The 24,063-nt window shown below is 49.1% G+C and carries 24 protein-coding genes; 14 read left to right on the forward strand and 10 right to left on the reverse strand.

Translation table 11 applies throughout. The features are described 5' to 3' along the window. The first annotated feature begins 53 nt into the window (after window positions 1-53). Window positions 54-2,372: an ATP-dependent DNA helicase gene (locus tag GQF01_RS12105; protein ID WP_161407003.1), complete on the forward strand. Its 2,319-nt coding sequence runs from the start codon at window positions 54-56 to the stop codon at window positions 2,370-2,372. Window positions 2,373-2,692: 320 nt separating this feature from the next. Here the strand turns inward: GQF01_RS12105 and GQF01_RS12110 are convergent, their stop codons facing one another. Next, entirely contained in the window at window positions 2,693-3,856 is a 1,164-nt protein-coding gene (locus GQF01_RS12110) for an iron-containing alcohol dehydrogenase (RefSeq protein ID WP_161407004.1), read from the reverse strand. A 241-nt stretch (window positions 3,857-4,097) separates the two neighbouring features. Here GQF01_RS12110 and GQF01_RS12115 point away from each other — a divergent pair, with 241 nt between their 5' ends. The 3 genes from GQF01_RS12115 (at window position 4,098) to GQF01_RS12125 (ending at window position 7,509) form a co-directional block, all read left to right on the forward strand. After that, window positions 4,098-5,123, forward strand: a complete 1,026-nt coding sequence (locus GQF01_RS12115; protein WP_161407005.1) for a GGDEF domain-containing protein — start codon at window positions 4,098-4,100, stop codon at window positions 5,121-5,123. Window positions 5,124-5,134: 11 nt separating this feature from the next. Beyond that, window positions 5,135-5,530 (forward strand): VOC family protein, encoded by a 396-nt coding sequence (locus tag GQF01_RS12120; RefSeq protein ID WP_161407006.1) that lies wholly within the window; start codon window positions 5,135-5,137, stop codon window positions 5,528-5,530. A 152-nt stretch (window positions 5,531-5,682) separates the two neighbouring features. Continuing rightward, complete coding sequence (locus GQF01_RS12125; RefSeq protein ID WP_161407007.1) at window positions 5,683-7,509, forward strand: ABC transporter ATP-binding protein; 1,827 nt, start codon at window positions 5,683-5,685, stop codon at window positions 7,507-7,509. 78 nt (window positions 7,510-7,587) lie between these two features. On the opposite strand, the gene GQF01_RS12130 is transcribed toward GQF01_RS12125, so the two are convergent. Further along, complete coding sequence (locus GQF01_RS12130) at window positions 7,588-8,211, reverse strand: FMN-binding negative transcriptional regulator (RefSeq protein ID WP_161407008.1); 624 nt, start codon at window positions 8,209-8,211, stop codon at window positions 7,588-7,590. A gap of 406 nt (window positions 8,212-8,617) precedes the next feature. On the opposite strand from GQF01_RS12130, the gene GQF01_RS12135 reads away from it, so the two are divergent. The 4 genes from GQF01_RS12135 (at window position 8,618) to GQF01_RS12150 (ending at window position 12,666) form a co-directional block, all read left to right on the forward strand. Beyond that, window positions 8,618-9,592 carry a Gfo/Idh/MocA family protein gene (locus GQF01_RS12135; RefSeq protein ID WP_161407009.1) on the forward strand — a complete coding sequence of 325 codons (975 nt, stop codon included), beginning with the start codon at window positions 8,618-8,620 and terminating at the stop codon, window positions 9,590-9,592. A 205-nt stretch (window positions 9,593-9,797) separates the two neighbouring features. Beyond that, window positions 9,798-10,847 carry an ABC transporter substrate-binding protein gene (locus GQF01_RS12140; protein ID WP_161407010.1) on the forward strand — a complete coding sequence of 350 codons (1,050 nt, stop codon included), beginning with the start codon at window positions 9,798-9,800 and terminating at the stop codon, window positions 10,845-10,847. A 110-nt stretch (window positions 10,848-10,957) separates the two neighbouring features. Further along, complete coding sequence (locus GQF01_RS12145) at window positions 10,958-11,872, forward strand: ABC transporter permease (RefSeq protein WP_161407011.1); 915 nt, start codon at window positions 10,958-10,960, stop codon at window positions 11,870-11,872. Further along, window positions 11,872-12,666, forward strand: a complete 795-nt coding sequence (locus GQF01_RS12150; RefSeq protein WP_161407012.1) for an ABC transporter ATP-binding protein — start codon at window positions 11,872-11,874, stop codon at window positions 12,664-12,666. The genes GQF01_RS12145 and GQF01_RS12150 overlap by 1 nt, the downstream gene beginning before the upstream one ends. Before the next feature lie 740 nt (window positions 12,667-13,406). Here the strand turns inward: GQF01_RS12150 and GQF01_RS12155 are convergent. After that, window positions 13,407-14,843 (reverse strand): DHA2 family efflux MFS transporter permease subunit, encoded by a 1,437-nt coding sequence (locus GQF01_RS12155; protein ID WP_202556305.1) that lies wholly within the window; start codon window positions 14,841-14,843, stop codon window positions 13,407-13,409. A 156-nt stretch (window positions 14,844-14,999) separates the two neighbouring features. Between GQF01_RS12155 and GQF01_RS12160 the strand changes: the two genes are divergently transcribed. Then, window positions 15,000-15,539 carry a PadR family transcriptional regulator gene (locus GQF01_RS12160; RefSeq protein WP_161407013.1) on the forward strand — a complete coding sequence of 180 codons (540 nt, stop codon included), beginning with the start codon at window positions 15,000-15,002 and terminating at the stop codon, window positions 15,537-15,539. Between the two features lie 20 nt (window positions 15,540-15,559). Here the strand turns inward: GQF01_RS12160 and GQF01_RS12165 are convergent, their stop codons facing one another. Further along, on the reverse strand, window positions 15,560-16,045 hold the full coding sequence (locus GQF01_RS12165) for a hypothetical protein (protein ID WP_161407014.1): 486 nt from the start codon (window positions 16,043-16,045) through the stop codon (window positions 15,560-15,562). A gap of 172 nt (window positions 16,046-16,217) precedes the next feature. Between GQF01_RS12165 and GQF01_RS12170 the strand changes: the two genes are divergently transcribed. Both GQF01_RS12170 and GQF01_RS12175 read left to right on the forward strand, forming a co-directional pair. Continuing rightward, window positions 16,218-16,895 (forward strand): response regulator transcription factor, encoded by a 678-nt coding sequence (locus GQF01_RS12170; RefSeq protein WP_161407015.1) that lies wholly within the window; start codon window positions 16,218-16,220, stop codon window positions 16,893-16,895. Beyond that, a complete protein-coding gene (locus GQF01_RS12175) occupies window positions 16,892-17,971 on the forward strand; it encodes a sensor histidine kinase (RefSeq protein WP_161407016.1) in 1,080 nt (359 codons plus the stop codon). Before GQF01_RS12170 ends, GQF01_RS12175 begins: the two co-directional genes overlap by 4 nt. 66 nt (window positions 17,972-18,037) lie before the next feature. Here GQF01_RS12175 and GQF01_RS12180 read toward each other — a convergent pair whose 3' ends face one another. The 5 genes from GQF01_RS12180 to GQF01_RS12200 form a co-directional block, all read right to left on the reverse strand. Further along, the gene (locus GQF01_RS12180) at window positions 18,038-18,241 is read right to left on the reverse strand and encodes a hypothetical protein (RefSeq protein ID WP_161407017.1); all 204 of its coding nucleotides are present in this window, start codon (window positions 18,239-18,241) and stop codon (window positions 18,038-18,040) included. A 218-nt stretch (window positions 18,242-18,459) separates the two neighbouring features. Beyond that, complete coding sequence (locus tag GQF01_RS12185; protein ID WP_161407018.1) at window positions 18,460-18,843, reverse strand: MmcQ/YjbR family DNA-binding protein; 384 nt, start codon at window positions 18,841-18,843, stop codon at window positions 18,460-18,462. Between the two features lie 14 nt (window positions 18,844-18,857). Beyond that, window positions 18,858-19,193 carry a DUF2500 domain-containing protein gene (locus GQF01_RS12190; protein ID WP_235959460.1) on the reverse strand — a complete coding sequence of 112 codons (336 nt, stop codon included), beginning with the start codon at window positions 19,191-19,193 and terminating at the stop codon, window positions 18,858-18,860. 91 nt (window positions 19,194-19,284) lie between these two features. Next, a complete protein-coding gene (locus GQF01_RS12195; RefSeq protein ID WP_161407020.1) occupies window positions 19,285-19,722 on the reverse strand; it encodes a GNAT family N-acetyltransferase in 438 nt (145 codons plus the stop codon). A 119-nt stretch (window positions 19,723-19,841) separates the two neighbouring features. Beyond that, complete coding sequence (locus GQF01_RS12200; protein ID WP_161407021.1) at window positions 19,842-20,918, reverse strand: M42 family metallopeptidase; 1,077 nt, start codon at window positions 20,916-20,918, stop codon at window positions 19,842-19,844. 153 nt (window positions 20,919-21,071) lie between these two features. Here GQF01_RS12200 and GQF01_RS12205 point away from each other — a divergent pair, with 153 nt between their 5' ends. The 3 genes from GQF01_RS12205 (at window position 21,072) to GQF01_RS12215 (ending at window position 23,160) form a co-directional block, all read left to right on the forward strand. Continuing rightward, a complete protein-coding gene (locus GQF01_RS12205; RefSeq protein WP_161407022.1) occupies window positions 21,072-21,797 on the forward strand; it encodes an MBL fold metallo-hydrolase in 726 nt (241 codons plus the stop codon). Window positions 21,798-21,817: 20 nt separating this feature from the next. Next, window positions 21,818-22,387 carry a TetR/AcrR family transcriptional regulator gene (locus GQF01_RS12210; protein ID WP_202556280.1) on the forward strand — a complete coding sequence of 190 codons (570 nt, stop codon included), beginning with the start codon at window positions 21,818-21,820 and terminating at the stop codon, window positions 22,385-22,387. Between the two features lie 563 nt (window positions 22,388-22,950). Next, window positions 22,951-23,160, forward strand: coding sequence for a hypothetical protein (locus GQF01_RS12215; protein WP_161407023.1), 210 nt, complete (start codon window positions 22,951-22,953; stop codon window positions 23,158-23,160). 101 nt (window positions 23,161-23,261) lie between these two features. Here GQF01_RS12215 and GQF01_RS12220 read toward each other — a convergent pair whose 3' ends face one another. Then, window positions 23,262-23,987 carry a DNA-3-methyladenine glycosylase family protein gene (locus GQF01_RS12220; protein ID WP_161407024.1) on the reverse strand — a complete coding sequence of 242 codons (726 nt, stop codon included), beginning with the start codon at window positions 23,985-23,987 and terminating at the stop codon, window positions 23,262-23,264. Window positions 23,988-24,063: the final 76 nt, after the last annotated feature.

The following is a 24,063-nucleotide window of genomic DNA, read 5'->3' on the forward strand; positions in this document are numbered from 1 at the left end:
GTCCGTTCGCATGCTACAATAAGGAACAAATGTTCTAGAACGGAGAAGGACGAATGGCTGAAACGATCAACATTTCCGTGCGCTCTCTGGTGGAATACGTGTTTCGCAGGGGGAGTATCGAGTCCGGCTTTCGGACAAGCGCTGCGCTGGTGGAAGGCACGAAAGCACATCAAAAACTGCAGAAGCAATACGGCGAACTGGATCAGCACGAAGTGTATGTTTCCGCTGAGATTGCCTGTCGGGAGCTCCTTTTCGTCATTGACGGGCGGTGCGACGGTCTCCTTCAAGATGCGGAAGGCGGCCTTGTGACGGTGGATGAGATCAAGTCTACCTCCTCGGACATTAGCGAGATCGAAGAGGACTCGTACCCCGTGCATTGGGCGCAGGCGATGTGCTATGCCTATATGGTAGCCAAAGATCGCGAGCTTCATCATATGCGCGTTCAACTTACTTATATGCAGGTGGAGACGGAAGATACGCGTCGATTCGTGAGGGAAGCTTCGTTCAGCGAGCTGGAGCAGTTCGTACAGGATGTGGTGGAGCGATATTACCCCTATGCGCACGCCATCTATGAGCATGAGCAGCGCCGGAATCGTAGCATTAAGGAGCTGGGATTCCCGTTTCCAGCTTACCGAGAAGGACAGCGTAAGCTTGCCGGAGCTGTGTACAAAACGATCAGCGAAGGGCGCAAGCTGTTCGCCAAAGCGCCAACGGGCATCGGGAAGACGATGTCGACCTTGTTTCCGTCTGTGAAAGCGATTGGCGAGGGGCTGTTGCAGCGGATTTTTTATTTGACGGCCAAAACAATCACACGTACCGCAGCAGAGGAAGCGTATGGACTGCTGCAAGCACAAGGACTCAAGCTCCATGCCGTAACCATCACAGCGAAGGAGAAGGTGTGCCTGAAGGACGAAGTCCGCTGTACGAAGGAGCATTGTGAATTCGCTGATGGCTATTACGACCGCATTAACGACGCAGTGCTAGATCTTCTCGAATCGGAGACGATTATGACGCGCGCGGTGATTGAATCGTATGCACGGAAGCATCGTGTCTGTCCGTTTGAGTTTTCACTGGATGTCGCGTATGCCGCAGATGCGGTCATTTGCGATTACAACTATATCTTTGACCCTCGTGTCAATTTGAAAAGGCTGTTCGAGGAGCAGAGGCGGCACACGACTTTACTCGTAGACGAAGCGCACAATTTGATTGACCGGGCGCGGGAGATGTACAGCAGCACTTTGCAAAAATCCGGGTTCCTTGCGCTGCAGCGGGAGTTCAAAGGCGTTCGTGCTGATCTGCACGATGCAGCCAAGGCCATCAATCAATATTTCATTACGCTGCGCAAAAGAATCGGAGACCGCCCGATGCTCGTGGAACCGGAGCTGCCGGAAGCCCTCCTGGCGCTGCTCGACGGTTTCTTGGCAAGCGCTGAGAAGGAACTCGCTGCAAGCGGCGGGAGTCCCGCCAGCGCACTGCTGCTGGAGACTTATTTCGAAGCTCACAATTTCGTCCGTATTGCTAAGCTGTACGATGAACGCTATATGACGCTGTTCACGTCAGATCGTAACGAGGTCAGCGTGAAGCTCTTCTGCCTGGACCCCTCTCATCTGCTCCGGCAGATGGGGAAGGGCTATCGCTCGCATGTGTTCTTCTCGGCGACCCTTTCGCCGTTGTCCTTTTTCATGGACACGCTGGGAGCGGGCGAGGAGGACTACTCCGTGAGCGTGCCTTCGCCTTTTGCCAAGGAACAGCTGGAGGTTTTCGTCCAGCCGCTGTCGACCCGCTATCAAGATCGCGAGCGAAGCCGGGAGGCGATTGCTCGCTCGATTCATCACATGGTGACAAGTCGTTCGGGCAACCATTTGGTCTTTTTTCCATCGTATGCGTACATGAGCAGTGTCTATGAAGCTTTTACGGATCTTGTAGGTGAGCAGGGAGAAGATAGCAGCCAGCTCCATGTTCTGGTTCAGACTGTTCAGATGCCGGAAGAGGAGCGGGAGCAGTTCTTGGCCGAGTTTCAGGCAGGCCGTGATGGGACGCTAGTCGGCTTCGCCGTGATGGGCGGCATCTTCTCGGAGGGCATCGACTTGGTCGGCGAACGGCTGACCGGCGTGGCTGTTGTTGGTGTAGGGCTGCCGCAGCTGGGGCCTGAGCGCAATCTGATCAAGGCCTACCTCGAGGACACGGGCAAAAACGGCTACGAATACGCCTACGTCTTCCCCGGTATGAACAAGGTGCAGCAGGCTGGCGGCCGATTGATTCGCTCCGAAACGGATCGCGGTGTGCTGTTGCTGATTGACGACCGTTACTTGCAGCCGCTTTATCAGCGATTGCTCCCGGAGGAGTGGCGCGATTATACGGTGCTGCGGTAGGGAGTAGGGCGAATCGTGAAAGTATGAAGTATGTAGCGAGTTAAGAGGCTACGCATGGGGAACTACGGTCCCTTATTTGCTCCCAAAACCACCATATCACAGATTCAGAGGAACTATAATCCCTTATTTCCACCATTTGCTCGGAATTTCGGTTGTGAACGGACAAATCAGACCCTGTAGTTTCCTATCGACGCGGATATTTACGGATTCGGCACAAATAGCGGCCTGTAGTTCCCTTTGCTGGCAGAATGGGCCGGCGAGGTGGTCACAAAAAAAGACCACCCCCAAGCAGATGAATCTGCTCAAGGATAGCCTCTTTGTTACAGTGACATGCGGTAAATATTAACGACATCCTCGCGTGTTAACTTCTTGAAGTTCCCGAAATCGCCGTAAACCATAGCTTTGTCCGCCATCAGCTCGATCGTGGAGTCGTCGATGTCGTAGTCCGCGAGGCGCCGTGGCGCCCCGATGGAGCTAAGGAAATCGCGAAGCTCGGCGATGCCTTCTTCGGCTACCTGACGGTCAGTTTTGTCCGTGGTTGTAACGTCAAAGACGCGCTGTGCGAACTGCTTGTACCGCGCTACATTAGCATCTAGCGTGTAAGTCATCCAGTTCGGGAAAAGAATCGCAAGGCCTCCGCCGTGCGGGATATCATGAACTGCGGACACCGCATGCTCCAGATTATGCGTCGCCCAATCGCCGCGAAGCCCCATGCTAAGCGTTCCGTTCAGCGCCATGGTGCCGCTGTAAAGAATTGTCGCACGATGCTCCAGATTCGTGAGGTCCTGCAGTAAGCGCGGCGCCGTATCGATCACGGTGCGAAGAATCGTTTCACAAAAGCCATCTTGAATAGGTGTGTTATCAACGTGATGGAAATATTGCTCGAATACGTGTGACATGATATCGACCATACCGTATACGGTTTGATTTTCAGGTAAGGAAGTTGTGTGGGCAGGATCGAGAATCGAAAATTTCGGGAAGGAGAACGGGCTGCCCCAGCCAAGCTTCTCTTTGGTGTCCCAATTCGTAATTACAGAGCCGGAGTTCATTTCCGAGCCTGTTGCGGCAATCGTAAGTACGGTGCCTAGTGGCAACGCGCCAGTTGCGGACGCTTTGCGCGTAACGATATCCCAGAAGTCGCCTTCGTACTTGGCGCCGACGGCAATCGCCTTGGCGCAGTCGATTACGCTGCCTCCGCCTACGGCGAGGATCAAGTCGATGTTCTGAGTGCGGCACATTTCAACACCGCGGTGGACGGTTGAGAGTCTTGGATTAGGTTCAACACCGCTCAGCTCGAAAATCGAAGCATCTATGTTCTTCAGCAGGTGAATAACTTTGGTGTAGATGCCGTTCAGTTTAATGCTTCCGCCACCATATACGAGCAGCACGTTCTTACCGTATTTGGGTACCTCTGATGTTAATTTCTCGAGAGTCCCCTCTCCGAAATGCAGTGTAGTTGGATTATAGTAAGTAAACGTATTCATCGAATTCCCTCCTCCAAATCATCTATAAGAAGTCTTACCCCTATATTGTATAGAAAGAAACAGCAAAAAACAAAATTAGTAGGACGAAGGCACACAGCGAGTTCCAGCACAAAGAAAGGCGGCGCCCCAGGATGCAAGAAGAAGGAGTTCATAGGTCCATTCTAGAAATTCTGAGGTGTAGGATTCCATTTTCAGGGAAGTGATTGCCAGCGTGTTTAAAACCCGAAGATCTGATCATATATTGGAAATCGCTTATAGCTGTGTTCGTTGGTTTTTTGTGCCAACGGCCACTCTTTTATTTCTGAAATACTACCACCATACGACGGGGGATCTGATCCTCTTTTGCGCATTATTCACCGTGTCGGTTCTATATATGGGGTTTACGGAGTATGTTCTGCATCGCACCCCGATTACTTCTATGCTTTATCGGTACGTTACGAGACTTGGCGTATTCATGGACTATATAGCGTATATTTTGATTATTTCGCTGACCGGAGGGACGCACAGTCCGCTCTATCCGATTGCTTATCTTATTATTTTGCACGCTTCACTCTACTGGAGTTTTACAGGCGCTATGGTGGCTACGAACATGATGATTATCGGCTATCTCGGCGTGATTTTTCTGGTGGATGGCGGTTTTCTGGATGAGGAGTTGCCGCGGCACTTTTTTAATCTTGCCTTTCTCATCATGATCGGTGTGATTGGCGGTATTATAGTGGCACGGGAGCGTAAGCATTTTGTGGAGAAGGGGATCTTCGAGAATTTAGCTAAAAAGGACTATTTGACAGGGCTTTACAATCACCGCAGCTTTCAAGAGCAAATTAGGGAAACGATTACCAAAACGCGGCATTTCACCCTCATCATGGGGGATATTGATTATTTCAAAAATATTAATGACCGATATGGACATCAAGTCGGGGATGCTGTCCTACGAGCGATTGGGAGTTTATTTGACTCCCTTATTCCTAGTAGTCAGGGCCGTGCATTTCGCTATGGGGGCGAGGAGTTTGCCATTATTCTGTTTACGGATGATCGGCACATGGCGGCTGAATGGATGGATCAATTCAGGGACAAGCTGAAAGCGCTGGAGTTCGGCTCGGATGAAGAGAAGTTCCATGTGACGATGAGTTTCGGAGCGACGAGCCGCATGAGGGACCAAAGGACGGCGGAACTCGTGGCAGCCGCGGATGCGCTTTTGTACACAGCTAAGGAGCAGGGCAGGGACCGTGTAGTGTGGGGTCAGCTTGCAACGAACCCAAGTCAATAGGAGGAATGATGATGGCAACGTTAACACCGTATTTTTATAGCAAAAATGCAAGAGAGCAGTCGGGCTTTTATGCCAAAGCGCTTGGCGGTGAGATTGTCAGCTTGCGTACATTCGCGGAGATGCCGGGGGCTGATGAATCCATGAAGGATCGCGTGCTTCATTTGGAGCTGCATGCGCTTGGTCTGCGCTTTTTCATGGCAGATGCAGGTACGGAATTGGTGGAGAGAGGCAATGGGATGGATTTGACGTTGGATTTTAAAGGGGAAGAGGAGGCGAGACGTATTTTCGAAGCGCTATCCGAGGGTGGCACCGTAATCATGCCCTTTGAACGCATGTTTTGGGGTACGATGTTCGGTCGGCTCGAAGATCCGTTCGGCGTGACTTGGCAGATTTCAACAGAAGCTTAGTAAGGATGGGCCTTCTTTACGTCCACAGACCGATTCGAACCTGTTTATATTCCGTTTAAAATACAGGTGTATGATCCTTTTAGCAAAGAGATACTGAAAAGAATCATTCACATGACGGATGTATATTCGATCGGGTAAAGGAGTAGAGATACATGGCTGTTACAAAGAAAGAAGCGCCTAAGAGCGCGAGCAATTGGCGGGGATTCATCCGCTTGATCATGCAGGCGAATCCACCCAAGCTTCTTCTAGGCATAGCATTGGGATTAAGCATTATTTCAACATTGGCAGGGCTAGTCATACCGTTATTTACGAAAAATGTGGTCGACAGCTTTTCCATCGATAACTTGAACTGGATGCAAATTACGGGTATGGCGATTGCTTTTGTCGGCTCAGCTGTTGCCTCGGGCGTCTCCGTTTATTTATTGAATCACGCGGGGCAAAGCGTTGTGGCCGGTATTCGCGAGCGACTATGGAAAAAGCTGCTGGTGCTGCCTGTTCGCTATTACGATAACAATCAGACTGGTGATACGATTTCTCGAATGACCAATGATACGGCTGTGATAAAAGGATTAATCGCCGAGCATATGTCAGGGTTCGTGACAGGTATTATTTCAATCGTTGGTTCTATTGCAGTGCTCTTGTTTATGGATTGGAAAATGACGCTCATTATGTTCAGCGTATTCCCGATAGCTTTCCTCATCTTATTTCCGCTGGGCCGGCAAATGTTCAAAATCTCCAAGGGCATGCAGGCGGAGACAGCAAGCTTCACGTCTGTACTCAATCGTGTTCTCTCCGAGATTCGCTTGGTGAAAGCGGCCAACGCAGAACCTGTGGAGTATCAGGAAGGCAGCTCAGGGATTCAACGGCTTTTCAAATTCGGGCTGCGTGAAGGCAAAATTCAAGCATTAATGGCGCCGCTTGTTACATTTGTTATGCTGATGCTGTTTGTGGTCCTGTTCGGATACGGCGGTATGCGGGTATCCTCAGGCGCGATTTCTGCGGGTCAATTAGTGGCCTTCATGCTCTATTTATTCCAAATTGTAATGCCGATTACGCAAATCACGCAGTTTTTCAATCAATCGCAAAAAGCGATGGGAGCAACCGATACAATCCTCAAAGTGCTGGATTATGAAGAAGAAGACCCGCATGCAGGAGTTCCTGTAGCGAATGCTTCTCAGTCGATTCGTTTCGATCAAGTGACTTATGGTTACAAAGATGAGGAATCCGTCCTGAAAAATGTTAGCTTCACGATGGAAGCTGGCAAAGTGACAGCGATCGTAGGACCGAGCGGAAGCGGGAAGACGACAACGTTCTCCTTGCTCGAGAGATTTTATATGCCGCAGAAGGGCTCTATTACCTTAGGGGCCGATCCGATTGATCAGTTCTCACTTATTTCCTGGCGCAGCCAGATCGGGTATGTTTCACAAGAGAGTCCGCTGATTGCAGGCACGATCCGGGATAATATTTGTTATGGCTTGCAGCGTGAGGTGACGCTGGAGGAGCTGAAGCGGGCTTCGCAGATGGCTTATGCGGATACATTTATTGAGGAGCTGCCGGAGCAGTATGAAACGGAAGTCGGCGAACGCGGCATCAAGCTTTCTGGCGGACAGCGGCAGCGGATTGCAATTGCGCGAGCGCTGCTGCGCGATCCGAAGATCCTGATGCTGGACGAAGCAACGTCCAGTCTGGACAGCAAGTCCGAGGTTGTTGTGCAGCAAGCGCTGCAGAACCTCATGCAGGGAAGAACGACGCTGGTCATCGCGCATCGCTTATCGACAGTAGTGGATGCCGACCAGATTATCTTCCTGGATAAAGGTGTGGTGACAGGAAGCGGCACGCATCAGGAGCTGCTGGAGTCGCATGAGATGTACCGCGAGTTTGCTACGCAGCAGCTCCAACTGCAGGAGCAGCTATCCGCGGATTCGGTTTTGGTGCCGGAGGAGGCACTGACTCCCGCGGAGGCTCCATCGCATAGATGACATACAGGGTAAATATGCTGTAGATATCAAAGAGGCTGTCTCTCGGGTCATTTAGACCTTCTGAGACAGCCTCTTTTCCTATTCGTGGTGGCGAAGTTCAAGGTTTTCTTTCATTAAGGCGGCGATATGCCGCTCATTCTCCCTATTTAGAGCCTCCAACTTCTGGATGACGAGCTCTTGACGCTGAACGGGATGATTTTGGCTTAATTTAGCCTTGCCTTCCATGTCCGTTATGTGGATTTTGAAGCCTTGAATGCCTTTACTTAATCCGGCCAAGTAGGCGGAATCTACAGATCCCAAATCATAGGGGCTACCCGGTTCCTCATATTTGGCAATCAAACTCTGCATGGAGGACATTACTTCATGCTCATCGTCGATGAGCTCGGCCTGCCCGTAGACATGAACAGCCACGTAATTCCACGTGGGAACGGAATCGCTAGTTTCGTACCAGGAAGGGGAGATATAGCTGTGTGGTCCCTGAAAAATAACCATAACCTCCTGCTGCTCAAGATCCCTCCATTGCGGGTTCGGACGTGCGACATGTCCATACAAGCATTTATTGTTGCGATCGAGTGTAAGCGGCAAGTGGGTAGCGATAGGTCGGTTGTCATGCTGAGAAATCAGGGTCGCAAAGCCATTTTGTTCGATAATCGTGAACATGAGGTCGTCATCTTTTATTTTAAAATAGGAAGGGATGTACATAGTTGCTCCTCACCTGCTTTTTAGGTTTTAACGACATTATAACAATGGATATGGTCTATACACAGTGCCAATTTTGGTGGGAAATGGTGTGCCACTAGGCTACTACGCGGACGCGGCTTCACTCTGTCTCTGTTTCAATCAACCGAACTACAGGGCGTTATTTGAGCTAAATCAGCAATATCTGGCCACAAGGGGAACTGTAGGATCTTATTCGCTTTCAACAAGCGGTATTCCATCCTAAAGCGATGAAATAAAGGATCATAGTTCCCAGAGATCTGCGAGAATCCTGTTTGGAGGGAGAATAGCGGAACATAGTTCCCTTAAGCTTTTTTCGTTCAAAGGAGGAAAAGCACGGTTGTCGAATAAGTAAAGTAGCATGCAAACGATAATCTGGAGGGGTGTTTTTATGGATAAAGTGCGGTGGGGAATTATTGGTTGTGGGGATGTAACTGAGGTTAAAAGCGGACCAGCCCTTCAAAAGGTGGCAGGCTCTGAACTGGTTGCTGTGATGCGGCGCAATGGCTCGCTTGCAGAAGATTACGCGAGAAGACACGGTGTGGCCAAATGGTACGATGATGCGAATGCACTTATTCAGGATCCGGACGTCAATGCCATTTATGTAGCGACGCCCCCTGGTTATCATCATGAATACACGCTGATGGCTGCTAAGGCAGGTAAGCCCGTTTATGTGGAGAAGCCTATGGCCAGGAATCACGGGGAGTGTCTGGAAATGATCGCTGCATGCGAAGAAGCTGGGGTGCCGCTATTCGTTGCTTATTACCGCCGGGGCTTGCCGAAGTTTGTTCAGATTAAAGAACTGCTGGACAGCGGAGCTCTGGGGGAAATCCGGTTTGTACATACGACTTTTCTGCAAACGCTCAGAGAGGAACAGAGCCAAGAGCTTCCGTGGCGCTTGCAGCCAGAACTTTCGGGAGGCGGGCTTTTCGTAGATTTGGCTAGCCATACACTGGACATTCTAGACTATTTGCTAGGGCCAATCGGTGAGGTCAAAGGCTTCGCTCGGAATCAGAGTAAACAGCTTCAAGTCGAGGATATTGTAACAACGGCCTATGCATTTGAGTCAGGCGTGATGGGGACGGGAATTTGGAGCTTTAACAGCTTTAAGCGCAGTGATGTGAACGAAATTGTCGGAAGTCTTGGCAAAGTTACGTTTTCAACATTTGGCGGGGATCTTCTCTTGGAGACGGCGGATGGTCAGGTGCAGGAGTTTATGATTCCGAATCCGGCGCATGTTCAACAGCCACTGATCGGGATGGTTGTGGATGAGCTTAGAGGTGTGGGCAAAAGTCCTAGTACAGGACTGACGGCTGCGCGGACAAATCGGGTCATGGATGAGATGCTTCGCGGCTTTTACCAGTAGAAAGAGAAGAGATCGCCTCCATATATTAACAGAATGGATAAAACGATTGACGGAAACACGCGAGCCAATTAAACTATGGTAAATTAGAATCACAGCTTGGATACCAAACAACGCCTCCACACTTTGCCGAGCAAAAGCGTTAAAGTGATGAGTGGGCAATGGATTCAAGTCAACCAAAAAGGGAATAAAGAGAGGGGTAATTAGATTGAAAAAGAAAGCACTTGCATCACTCGTATTATCAGCAGCTCTTATGGTCGTAGCCGGTTGTGGTCAAAAGGCAGAAACAACGCCTGCGGCAGGCGGCGCATCAACTGCTCCAGCAGCAACGGCAGCTGCGGCAAAAACGTACAAAATCGCGATTTCGCAAATCGTGGAACATCCTTCTTTGGATGCAACTCGTCAGGGCTTTTTGGCAGCGCTTAAAGACGCTGGAATCGTAGAAGGCACGAACCTGAAGGTTGACTACAACAATGCGCAAGGGGATCAAACGAACAATTTATCCATCGCGCAAAAAATTGCTTCCTCCGACAGTGACCTAGTACTAGGTATTGCAACACCATCCGCTCAAGCCGTCGTACAGCAAGTGAAAAAAGCACCTGTATTGTTCGCAGCAGTAACGGACCCGCTTGCAGCTAAAATCGTAACGAATGTAGATAAACCGGGTGGTACAGTTTCCGGAGCATCAGATACAAACCCAATGGCGGTCGCTCAGTTAATGGATTTCGTTGCGGCTAACATGCCTAAAGTGAAAACGGTCGGCCTTGTTATCAACGAAGGTGAGCCAAACGCGGTTATTATGGCGAAAAATGCAGAGCAAGCATTGGCGAAAAATAACATCAAACTTGTTAAGGCGCCAGTAACGAATACATCTGAAGTGAAACAAGCTGCACAATCCCTTGTTGGACGCGCAGACGCTTTCTTGATTACACTCGACAACACGGTTGTTAGTGGTGTTGACGGCATCATTCAAATTGCTAATGAAAAGCACATTCCATTCTTCTCCAGTGACCGCGACACCGTGGAAAAAGGAGCTTTTGCAACAGTTGGCTTCAAATACTACGATCATGGCTATCAGGTTGGTCAAATGGCTGTTGATATTTTGAAAAACGGGAAGAAACCAGCAGACATGAAAGTAACCGTTCCTGATAAGCTGGATCTGATCTTGAACCTGAAAGCAGCTAAGGCGCAAGGCGTTGAAGTGACGGATGCGATGAAAAATGCTGTGAAAGACAAAGAGAAAAACATCATTCAGTAAGGTTTGGGGATACAAAAGGGGTGGACGTCACTTTCGTTCACCTCTTTTTTTCTCCCGTCTGACCTGAGGGATGGGGATTGTTTATTTTTAAACTAGGAGGTTGTTACAACATGATGGATTCCATGAACGGTGCTGTCGAGCTAGGGCTTCTCTATGCCCTGATGGCACTTGGTGTCTATATCACTTTTCGGATACTCGATTTCCCTGACTTGACGGTGGACGGGAGTTTTACGACTGGCGGTGCAATTGCGGCTATTATGATTTCGCATGGGTACTCCCCAGTGCTCGCTTGTTTGGCTGCTTTTGCAGGAGGACTAGCTGCTGGGGCTTGTACGGGATTGCTCCATACGAAGGGGAAAATTAACGGGCTTTTGTCGGGGATCTTGATGATGATTGCCTTGTATTCGATTAATATGCGCATTATGGGAAGGCCGAACATTTCGCTGCTTGGTGCGGATACCATGTTCACGTCTATATCTCCGATTGCGGTAGGATTTATTGTTGTGATCTTGTTTAAACTGCTGCTGGACGGGTTTCTGCATACGGATCTGGGGCTGTCGCTGCGTGCAACGGGCGATAATGCCCGCATGATTCGCAGCTTTGGATCCAATACAGACAATACGACTATTCTAGGTGTCAGTTTATCAAATGGATTAGTAGCACTTTCCGGTGCGATGATTGCTCAGCAATCCGGGTTCGCCGATATTTCTATGGGAATCGGGATGATCGTTATTGGTTTAGCTTCCGTTATTATCGGAGAAGCGATCTTCGGCTCCCAGAGCGTATTCCGGGCGACACTTGCGGCTGTTCTTGGCTCCATTGTGTACCGGATTGTTGTCGCTTTGGCGCTGCGTGTTGAGTGGCTCAATGCTTCTGACTTGAAATTGATCACAGCAATTATCGTTATCATCGCGCTTGTGCTGCCATCTGTGCAGCGGTCTATCCGGCAAAAGGCAACGGCCAAACGCCGCTCTGCTGAGCTTATCGCCCGCGCCGTGCAAATGAATAAGGGGGGTGGCCGCTGATGCTTCAGCTCTCGAATGTTTCCAAGCTATTTAACCCGGGTTCAGCCGATGAGAAAATTGCGCTGATCGGCATTAACTTAACGCTGAAGCCCGGCGACTTCGTCACGGTCATCGGCAGTAACGGCGCCGGCAAATCGACGCTGATGAACATCATCTCCGGCGTCATGACGCCAGATGCCGGCGAAGTAGCTATCAGTGGTGAGACGATCCACCACCTGCCTGAATACGATCGCAGCCGCTGGATCGGCCGCGTCTTTCAAGATCCCATGGCGGGGACGGCTCCTCGAATGACGATCGAGGAGAATCTCGCCATGGCGTACACCCGCGGCAAGAAGCGCGGGCTAAGCTTCGGCACCAACGCGCGTAGACGCGCGCTGTTCCTGGAACAGCTGCAGCGCCTGGGCATCGGCCTGGAGGACCGTCTGCGCGCGAAGGTGGGCCTGCTCTCCGGAGGAGAGCGCCAAGCCCTCAGCTTGCTGATGGCGACCTTCACCCAGCCGCAGATTCTGCTGCTGGATGAGCATACCGCCGCGCTCGATCCCGCGCGGGCGGAGCTGATCACACGATTGACCGAGGAAATCGTGCGCGAAATGAAGCTGACCACACTCATGGTCACGCATAACATGGAACAGGCGATTCGTCTAGGCAACCGCCTGATCATGATGGATAAGGGCCGCATCATCCTCGATGTAAGCGAGGAGCGGAAGAAGGACCTCACCGTGGAGCAGCTGCTTGGTGAGTTCGAGAACATCAGTGGCAGCAAGCTGTCGGATGACCGCGTGGTACTGGGTTAATAAACAGCCTTCCGTGCAAGGAGTTATTCCTTGACGGAAGGTTTTTTTTATATGGGGGTAGAGCGGCTGAGTGCTGTTTTACCGATGTGGTAAGAGTGCTAATTGGGGAGAATGGTGGGAGAAGAGGAAGTTAAACAAGTTAGAGTGAATCGGTGCAGTTGCACCGATGTGGTAAGAGTGCTAATTGGGGAGAATGGTGGGAGAAGAGGAAGTTAAACAAGTTAGAGTGAATCGGTGCAGTTGCACCGATGTAGATTAGCTACTCCAAGTGAAAATGATCTAGCAAGAGCGCTTTCCATTCCTTGATTGCACTTTGTACAATCAAATACGCCTAATAATGCTGTGGCAACAAGCTATGTTGCATTTAATACAACCATTGGCTTCTTAAAAAAGCCTATACGGTCCATTTTGGTTAAATTGTTGTACTTTGTACAATGAAGGCTGGCTCCAGCTCATAAAAGTCATCCAATCGTTGTATAAAGTACAACGTAGCCTGACTTAACCCGCCTCCGAGAGCCGAGCAAGCCTAAAAAGCCGTCTCAGCGTCGGGAGCGAGTCAGATGGTAGCTGAGAAGTCCGAAAAGGCTGTCTCGCAACGAAATCGGACGCTTCAACCCGCACTCGAGAGCCGAGTAAGCCTAAAAAGCCGTCTCAGCGCCGGAAGCGAGCCAGATGCAGATAAAAAGAAAAATCCCTACCCCACTGTTAAATACACAGTAAGAGGGTAAGGATTTTTTTAATCATTTAGCTGCTTCAGGCTTGATTACCGCAGCAATTGCAGCCGGAGATTCTTTCTCGATCGGGCGTTTGCCGACGAACAAGCTGAGCGGCAATGCAACTAGCACGATGAACGTAGCGAGTAGATAAACATCGTTCACGCTCATGGTAAAGGACTGCATGCCGATAACGGCCTTATCCGTAATTCCGCTAGCAGCGAGGTCCTGGGAATGGGTCGCCGTTTGGGAGGCAAGAACGGATGTGAAAAGGGCGATAGCGAAAGAACCAAAAACGTTACGCACCCAGTTGCTCATGGATGTTGCATGACCGGACAGCGTACGTGGAATTTGCTCCATACCGGCGTTGCTTGCAGGCATTGTCGCAAAAGCGATCCCGACGTTACGGACGATCATCCAGAATACGATGTAGCCGCGGGAAACGTCGACACTCAACCAGCTAAGTGTTAATGTGCCTATGGCAATCAAGGAAATTCCGGCAAACAGCAGAATGCGCGGACCCAGAATGCTGTATAGTTTACCTACAAGTGGCATACAGAGCGCCATAGCTAGGGAGGCTGGCAGCAAGATTAAGCCAGTATCAAGTGGCGTTACATGCTGAATATTTTGAAGAAAAATAGGTGTCAGGAAAGTGCCCGAGTATAAGCTGATGGTAACAATACTAGCAATAATAAGCGTCAAAGAGTAACGCGCATTAGCCAAAATCCGAACATTCAGCAAAGGAGAATCTGCTCTCAGCTCCCTCCAAATGAAGAGACCAAGCATAAGGATACCTCCTGCGAACAAACCGATGACACGGCCCGATCCCCAACCCCAAGCATGACCTTGAGAGAAGGCAACGAGCAAAGAGAGACTTCCAAGGACGACCGTAATTAAACCGATCGCATCGAACCTTTTTGGTACAGAAAGACGGTAGAATGGAATTAGCTTGAGAACGAGAAAAATAGCAATAAGTCCAACGGGAACATTAAGCAGGAATAACCAGTGCCAGCTCCAGTTCTGCAGAAGCCAGCCGCTCAAAGTCGGCCCGATCGCAGGAGCCATCATAGCAGATAGGGACCATAGGGAAATCGCAATAGGCTGTTTGTCACGAGGAATAACCTGATATACGATAGTCATCGTAGCTGGCATAATGAGCCCGCTGAATGCCCCTTGGATAATACGGAAAGCAATAAGGGAAGAAGCATCCCATGCAATTGCACATAATAATGAAAAGACTGTAAAGCCTACTAGAGACAAAGCGTATAGACGCTTATAGCTGAATCGCTCACCTAAGTAACCAGTAATAGGGGCAATCGTACCGCTTGCGAGCATAAATCCTGTGATCGTCCATTGGATTTTGCTCAAATCAGCGTGAAAATGATCACTTAAAATGGGTATTGCAATATTAATTGTACTCATACTCAAGATCGAAACGAAAGATCCAAAGAAGATTGCAATCATAATCGGCCAGAAACGGACTTGCTGTAAATCATCCTTACTCACTTGATACCTCCACTCTCCATTGATCTTACTCGCCGGATTCTCTATAATTTGAATGAAAATCATCATACTACCAAAGTACATATATGTCAATTGTGACATAACGAGGAGTTTCTAATGAATACCCTTTCTTATGGCTTGCTCAGCCTACTATCTAAAGATTCCCGAACGGGCTATGAGCTTATGCAGCACATTCAGCCTTTTTGGCCAGCAAAGCACAGTCAAATATACCCACTCCTAGCTCTGTTAGAGCAGAAGGGGTACGTTGAATTTGTGCATGTATTACAATCGGATAAACCGGACAAAAAGGTATATTCGTTAACAGAAATTGGATTAAAAGCGCTTCAGGAGTGGATTGGGCTGCCTACAGACCCGCCGGTAACTCGTGATGAGTTTGCGCTAAAAGTATACTGCATTGGCCTCGTAAACAAAGCTGAGGCAATGAGAATGCTGCTTGAGCGCGAGAGTTACTATATAGGAAAGAAAGAACGATATATGGAGAGTTATGAGAGGGTCAAAGGACAAAGTGAGAAACCGCTCGAGGAATTGGAGATCCATGACCCCATGTTCGGCAACTATGTCCTTGTTAGGAAAGCTGTGCTCAAAGTAGATGCAGACCTGCTCTGGTGCGAGTGGATGAAATCGAAGCTGAAATAGGTCGATTCATGGCCTGACATTCAGCAGCCAAGCTCTTGAATAACAGTTTGAATCTTCTGAAGGCGAATATACTCCGATTTCTCCAGCTGGGGACGGAAATAGGCATACAAGTAAGCCGCGTCATGGAAGTCCAGGCCGGGGTAGCATACAACCTCCTGAACAACCTGTGGGTTATCCATGATGACCTGCCATTCTCCTGTTCGCTCCTCGGGTGAGATGGCCGTTAGGACATGTTTCTTCGTGGCTAAGGTAGCTTCAAGCTCGGCCCAAATGCGTTCCCAAGACGGGCTGAATTGAACCGGCTCAGGAAATAGGCGGCCAGCTTTTGCTAAGGCCTCCTCTAGGCTAGGGATGTCCGCATCTGCGGCTGCTTTGATTGCCTCCGTTAAGCCGTCCAGCAGGCGGCGAAAGCCAGCATACCCCTCAGAGATTACCTCTTGCTGATAAGCTGTTTCAGCTTCGGCACTTCTTAGCATGGAAAACTCGGTATACGTGTTTGTTATCATACGGTGAGATCCCCCTAGACAGTTACTTTCTCCAAAATGTATCACAAATTTTTTGCCAAAAAAAGCCCTTACAGTGGAATAAGCCTTCATTGGTTTAAATTCAGTTTATAAAAGTGCCATATGCTAAAAGGAGAACAAAATTAGACCAACATGAAGCGAGGCTGGTTATACAATGGCTCCAATTCTGATCGTAGATGATGATCCTTATATTCGTGAGCTGGTCCGCGTCTTTATGCTGAACGAAGGTTTCGATGTAGTTGAAGCTTCGGATGGCGAGGAAGCGCTCAAGCTTTTAGAAACCGTCCAAGTCGATATGGTGATTATGGATATCATGATGCCGAACATGGATGGATGGGAGCTCTGCAAGGAACTGCGGGAGCACTATGATATCCCGCTGCTCATGCTCACAGCCAAAGGGGAGACCTCGCAGAAGGTCAAAGGCTTTGAGCTGGGGACAGATGACTACCTTGTTAAGCCCTTCGAGCCTGTGGAGCTTGCGATGCGGGTTAAAGCGCTGTTGAAGCGTTATAAAATTGCTGCGTCCCAAACGGTTCAGGTTGGCGACCTTAGCATGAACAAAAAAACCTATGAGGTAACTGTCGGCTCAGAGAGTTTGACACTGCCGCTCAAGGAATTTGAGCTGCTGTATAAGTTGGCGAGTTACCCGGGAAAAACGTTCTCGCGCGACCAGCTGATTGAGCAGATCTGGGGCTTTGATTATGAAGGCAACGAGCGAACCATTGATGTTCATATCAATCGGCTCCGCGAACGGTTTCCAGAGGAGCGGCACGCTTTCCGCATTGCGACGATTCGGGGGTTAGGCTACCGGATGGAGGTCCTGCCTTCATGAAAAGGAAAGCGCGTAGGAAGGATCACAGAAGTCGCGGCCAGCGTATACGCGGCACTTTGTTCGCTGTAGGTTTTTTCCTGCTTATCATTCTGTACTGGTTGGCTGCCTTTTATGGGACAGAGTGGCTTTACACCTATATCGATAAGCGCCCAAGCGAAGTGATCGTTCAACTTATTAACTGTATCAGTGGCATGTTTCTTTGGGGCGTCACCATGACTTTCTTGGGCAGGTTCTTCCGCAGTGAGCAGATGAAATTCTTCAAGACCATGATCGCAGCCATCCAGAGCATGTCCAGAGGGGATTTCAACGTGTCCGTTGACAATAATCCGCACAATGGCCCTTTTGTAGAGCTGGTTGATTCCATCAACAACATGGCGGTGGAGCTGGGTCAATTGGAGAAAATGAGGCAGGAATTCATTTCGAACGTGTCTCATGAAATTCAATCTCCGCTGACTTCTATCAGCGGATTTTCACGAGCGCTCCAGAACGAGACCATCACGCTAGAAGAGCGCAAGCATTATTTGGAAATTATCGAGGCTGAAAGCACGCGTCTATCCAAGCTAAGTGACAACTTGCTCAAATTATCGTCACTAGAGTCACAGCATCACCCTTTTGAACCGAAAAGTTACCGGCTAGATAAGCAAATACGCAATCATATTCTTGCTTGTGAACCGCAATGGATAGAGAAAAACATCGAAATGGACATTGAACTAGAACCAGTTACGCTATCGGGCGATGAAGATCTGCTGAGCCAGGTGTGGACGAATTTAATTCATAATGCTGTCAAATTCACGCCTGTTGGCGGCACAATAGGTGTCCATGTTGAGAGTACTCGAAAAGAAGCGATCATTCGAATATCTAATAATGGCGCTAATATTTCGGAGGAAGATTTGCCGCATATATTTGAACGTTTCTACAAAGCGGATAAATCGCGAAATCGAGCTTATGGCGGCAACGGACTGGGACTATCGATTGTGAAAAAAATCATTGATATGCATGCAGGTACAGTATCTGTAGAGAGTAAACCGGGGAAGAAGACGACTTTTATCGTTCGGCTGTCGTTGCTGGATTCTTAAGAAACACAAATAGAGACCTCCGCTTATCAGTGATAACCGGAGGTCTCTAAGTTTCATACATGGTATTCAATTGTTCCTACACACACTCCAATCAAACCAACTTCCGTTGAAATTACGACTTAACGCTGTTACGGATCCTTTCCTCGAATAAACGCTGTTCACATTTACCGCCTCTAAAGTCCCCACATGCCCGATGAACGTAACCCGTTCCCGCACCTTTTCTTCCGTCGTTAGAAGGAAAAGTGGGCATGTTTCGCTAACCTTGTCCATTGGACTATCCCCTTCCTAAGTGGAGAATATCCTGGCTACTCTCTGGGGTCCTTACCAGCTGTAAGGCTTGTCCTTCAAGTGGCCTAAACCAACTATAACCCATTATTAAAATATTGTAAATATTCAGAATATTTGCTAAAAAGCGATTATTACTGACCATTTTAGTGTTTTCTCTGATTTTCTCCGAATTGCGTAGTTTTTGTAAAGGATGCGTAGTTCTATTTCGTTTGGATCCGTTGAAGCAGCTTTTTGGGAGCAGTTCGGGCATACCCCTCTGTGATTAGATCGGCTATTTCGGACCAGGGAACTAGATCCATATCGCGAATCGACACCCAACCATGCTGTCCGATATAAGCCGTTCTATGATAGGGTGTATTCTCCTGCTGGAGGAGAAACTCTTGCGTTGTCATATGGGTCTTGATCGCCGTGGATGGTTGTCCATCTGTTTCACCCATCATGACGAAGGGTTTGTCCTTCACACGAAAGGTGACATGGCCAAAGCCGTCGATCTTTTCTACGACTTCAGGCAGTTGTTCGCAGAAAGCTCTTACTTTGGCAACCCCTTCTAATCCTTTGGCTGTTACCAATTGATGATGTGTCATAAATAGAACACTCCTTATCCTTGAAAAGATAACTGGCGGGAGAAACCTTTGAATCTGCTGCCTTGATAAGTCAGAATTCCCTGGTCTCCTTCAACGATATAACCAAACTGATCTCTTCCGACGCGCAATTCTAATCGTTGTCGATCCTCAAATTCAAATGTAGCATAATAGCTCGTATTGGCACTTGAATCCCCGGAACCGCCGCTAACCTGCATTCTTTTGGCTACCACCTTGCAGGTTAGATTGTGGATGGGGGAAGCGTTATTGGATGACCATTTCATAACTCCTTTGATAATGGAAAATAAAATAAAACCGCCAATAAGCACCGCTATAATTGTAAAAATAATCATAAAAAGGTCTCCATCGCTGTGACTTGGAAAGGTGTTAAAACCTGGCATAACAATCACTCCTCAAAGTTTCGTAGTCAATTCTCGGACTTTTTTAGAGGAATCTTTTGACGAATCGATACCCGGTTTCATGAAAACCAAGCGGTTGCTGCGCATTTCGGCTATCCCCATTGATCTCGGAACCCGTAATCCACCACATCCCGGAGCAAGAATGCTCTTGGGTCAACTGCTCTGCATAGCTCTTTAACTTATCGGCCGCAGCTTGGCGGCTGTTCGTTTCCTCCATGGAAATGACGGAGATTTCACTGAACTTCACAACGGCATCGTCCGCCTTGCGAATACGAAAACCTAGCGTGCCAAGAATTTGGTTCTCTTCTTCGTATACATAGAGGGATTCATCGGGATTGTCGCGTATAAAATGGAGCCTATTTTCAATGTGCAACGGGGAAATCGTCTTGCCTGTCCGCCTGGAAACAAAATTGCTGATCTCTTTCGTATCTTGTGGTTGTGCTTCTCGAATGATATACGTCATTACGGGCCTTCTTTCTATGATCCTATGATTCTGCTAATTATACCATATATTGGAACATGAGTTCTACATTTGCATAAAAAAACCCGCCGAAGGGCGGGTTGAGCGTCACGAATCAGCAATCATGCTTGCGCATGGATTGTGTTCAATGTTGTACGGTCGCTCGCTTGCACGAGCTTGATGAGCAGCTCTTTCGCTGCCGCATAGTCGTCCACGTGAAGAATCGACGCGGAAGTATGGATATAACGTGCGCAGATGCCAATTACGGCAGAAGGAATGCCGGTACCTTGCACGTGTACCAGTCCGGCGTCTGTACCACCCGCCGAAACAAAATATTGATACGGGATCTTATGCGTCTCCGCCGTATCCAGAATGAACTCGACCATCCCGCGATGGGTGATCATCGTGGGGTCAAAGATACGAAGCAGCGCGCCGCGCCCCAGCTGCCCAAAAGCATTGCGGTCGCCGGTCATATCCCCGGCGGCACTGGCATCCAGCGCGTAGAATAAGTCCGGCTGGATGAGATTCGCTGCCGTGCGGCCGCCGCGCACGCCAACCTCTTCCTGTACGGTAGCACCCGCGTACAGGACATTCGGGAGCTTCGGCCCGCCGTGAAGCTCCTTCAGCAGTTCAATCGCCAGGCCTACGCCGTAGCGATTGTCCCAAGCTTTGGCCATAATCCGCTTCGGATTGGCCAGGGGTGTGAACGGGCAGATGGGAACAATCTGCTGCCCGAGCTTGATGCCGATGGCGAGCGCATCGGCTTTGTCTTCCGCGCCGATGTCAATGTACATCGTCTTGATGTCTGCGGGCTTGCTGCGCGCAGCTTCGTCCAGCAAGTGCACGGGCACTGAGCCGATCACGCCGATGATCGGACCCCGCTCGGTCATAATCTGCACGCGCTGGGCGGGCAGCACTTGACTGAACCAGCCGCCGAGGGGCTGGAATTTGATGGTACCGTGCTCAGTGATGCCGGTAACCATGAAGCCAACCTCGTCGAAGTGGCCGGCGACCATGATTTTGGGACCAGCCTCGTCGCCACGCAGGATGCCGAACAAGCTGCCGAGTCCGTCTTGGACGAACTCGTCCGTATATTTCTCCATTTCACCGCGGACAAACTTGCGGATGTCTCGTTCGAAGCCAGGAGCTGCCTGGAGTTCAGTCAATGTTCGGAAAAGCTCTAACGTTTCAGTATTCATTGGGAATCCTCACTTTTTGCATAATTAGGTCTTACGATAAATTTTATTTTACCATAACAAAAAAATAAATGAGATGTAGTCAAAAGACATCTTTACAAAACTAATGACATTAGTTATTATACTAATATAGATAATAAACAGGAGGCGTTCAAAATGAAAATTACGAAAATTGGTTCTTTGTATCAGGTGTCTTTTATGCCGAGATTTTTTCCAGTGAATTGTTATTTGGTGGAGGAAGAAAAGGAATTGACGCTAGTTGATGCAGCTATGCCATTCAGTGTCAAAGGGATTCTTCAGGCCGCAGAGAGTATCGGCAAACCAATTACCCGTATCGTGCTTACTCATGCGCATGGCGATCATATCGGGGCGTTAGATGGTTTGAAAAAAGCACTCCCGCAGGCGAAGGTTTATATTTCGCGAAGAGACGCCAAACTACTGGCGGGCAACAAGGAGCTGGAGGCGGGTGAGCCGAATTCACCGATTAAAGGCGACGTTCCTAAGGCGCTTCAGACGAAGCCGGATGTGCTGTTACAAGATGGCGATCTCATAGGCTCGCTACAAGCTATATCCTCCCCTGGGCACACGCCGGGATCGATGGCTTTCCTCGATGTGCGCAGTCGTGCCTTGATTGCTGGCGATGCTTTTCAAGTTCGCGGCGGAGTAGCCGTTTCTGGGTTGATGAAGTTTTGGTTCCCCTTCCCGGCTATGGCAACATGGAACAAAGAAGTCTCACTGGAGAGCGCACGCAAGTTGAGAGAGCTGTCTCCAAGTGTTCTTGCTGTCGGACACGGCGTCATGATTGAACAGCCGCTTGCGGTGATCGACCGCGCTATTGCGGAGGCAGCTCATAAATTTCAGATGACAGCAGCAAACATTTAGATAAAAGGGACGGGAAATCCATGGTGCAACGACAAGGACTAGACGCGGAAAATGTGCTGCAAGCAGCTGTGGAGATGGCAGATACCCAAGGTGTTGAAGGCCTAACATTAGCAGCAATAGCAGCCAAATTGAATGTAAAAACACCATCACTTTATAACCATATTAAAGGGTTGCCTGACCTTAGGATGCAGCTTTCCCGGCGTGGACTGATGCTTATCAAGGCCGCAATGGTTGATGCCGTGATTGGCAAAGCGAAGGACGATGCATTATTGGCCGTAGGTTTTGCTTACGTGAATTTTGCCAGAAAGCATCCGGGTCTGTATGAGGCTATTTCCACCTTGCCTGATTATGAGGATCCGGAGCTTAAGGAGGCGGGTAACGAGGTTGTGCTCTTTTTGCTGCGGATTCTTGCGCCCTATGGACTCAGCGAGGAAGATGCGCTGCATGTGGTGCGCGGCTTTCGGAGTATGGTGCATGGATTCGCGTCGCTTGAACATAGGAACGGATTCCGCATGGGACTTGAACGTGACGAGAGCTTGCGGCGGATGCTGCTGACTTATTTAAAAGGACTGCGGGCGTCGGTGGACTGACTACCATCTCGCACCCTATGTTGCACTTAGTGCAACATAGAAGGTGATAATCGCTGAACTAAGGCGATCATGTTGCACAAAGTGCAAGCATTTAGACCGAACGGCGCGAAAATCACGTAGATCTGCCCGAAATGTTGTACAAATTACAACATAGAAAGCGACATTGGTTGGATTGAGGGCATCATGTTGCACAAAGTGCAACAAAGAGAAGGCAGAAGTCCTTGGGAGCTGGTATGGGAAGGTGATCCTGCAGCGTTTTATCATGCTATCTACTATACAAACACCTTCCGCCACACCCGCCAATAAACAAGTAAAGCCTTTGCGTAAACAACGCTAAGGCTTTGCTTGTTTGGTGTTTGCTACTTTATCTAATCCCGACTAACCCATCACACTATTTCACTATACAGCAAACTTCTACTTCACCAACAAATAACAAATTAATCAAACCTAGCGTGAATTTCGCTAAGCCTTACTGAAGGGAACTAGAGTCTTTTATTTGGCACGATTCAGGTTGGATAAGCTTGCGGTTTTGATGGTTGGTACAGGTTGGCGAGGTGTTTACATTGGACAAAATCCAATCTAAACACTGGTTTGAAGGCTCGATTAGCGATTCTATTGGACGAAATCCAATGAAAGTGGGTAATCGTGCCTCTACAGCGCCGAATATTGCCGTTACATTGGATTTCGTCCAATGTAATGTGCAATCTAGGCATGTCGTTACTGATTTCATTGGAAATCATCCAACGAGGTTGCGCAGGCTTTTACCGCCATAACGCAGCATCTCTTCATGTGCGCGACTCATTCCCCTGTGGTTCCCGCTAGCGGCTTCGCATGCGTGCTATCTCGCATCGTCTAAGCTGATACCCCGAAGATCTCAAGCCTCTTCCGCGGCAATCGACGATTCCAAACAAGCTTCCACCGGAAGACCGGAATCCACAAAGCCCATATCGACGGCTCGCCATAAATAGAGCGACGCGAAGCTCCGGTAAGGCGACCATGCAGGGGCGATCTGCCCCAAGTAGTTGCCGTCCTTGCGCTCCTCCAATTGGTGCAGCCAGCGGGCTCCGCGCTGCAGACCCGCATCACCGACGGACATAACATCCTGCCGGCCCAAAGCAAAAATCATAAACATTTCCGCTGTCCATACACCAATGCCTTTGACACTTGTTAGCTGCTTTAGAAGCTCCTCGTTATCCAGCTCATGCAGGGCATCCAAGCGCAGGTCTCCGGCTATGATCTTCGTGCTAAGATCGCGAATGTAGCGAATCTTGGGAAAGGAGACACCGCATTGCCGGATGTCAGCTTCATTTGCAGCAAGGACGAGCTCAGGTGTGAATGCTGGCACAATAAGCTTCACTCTGGCCTTGATGGTGCCTGCCGCTTTGGCGGATAGCTGTTGGGAAATAATCGACATAGCCAAGGACTCAAAGGGGGAGGAACTGGGTGTTAAAGTCAACTCGCCAACCAGCCGAATGAGGCAGGCTAAGCGGTCGTCCGCTTCACAAAGTGCAAGGATAGCAGGGTGTTCTTTATGCAACAGAATAGTTGTAAGCGTTGAAATGGGCGGGTCTTGTTCATTAGAGTGAGGGATATCCAACATACCAGCTTACCTCCTTATAAATATTAAAAAGTTCCCGAGTAAATACACGCAGATGCATTTCTAGTAGAAAGAATTC

The organism is Paenibacillus silvestris, assembly GCF_009882985.1.
GTDB lineage: Bacteria > Bacillota > Bacilli > Paenibacillales > NBRC-103111 > Paenibacillus_E > Paenibacillus_E silvestris.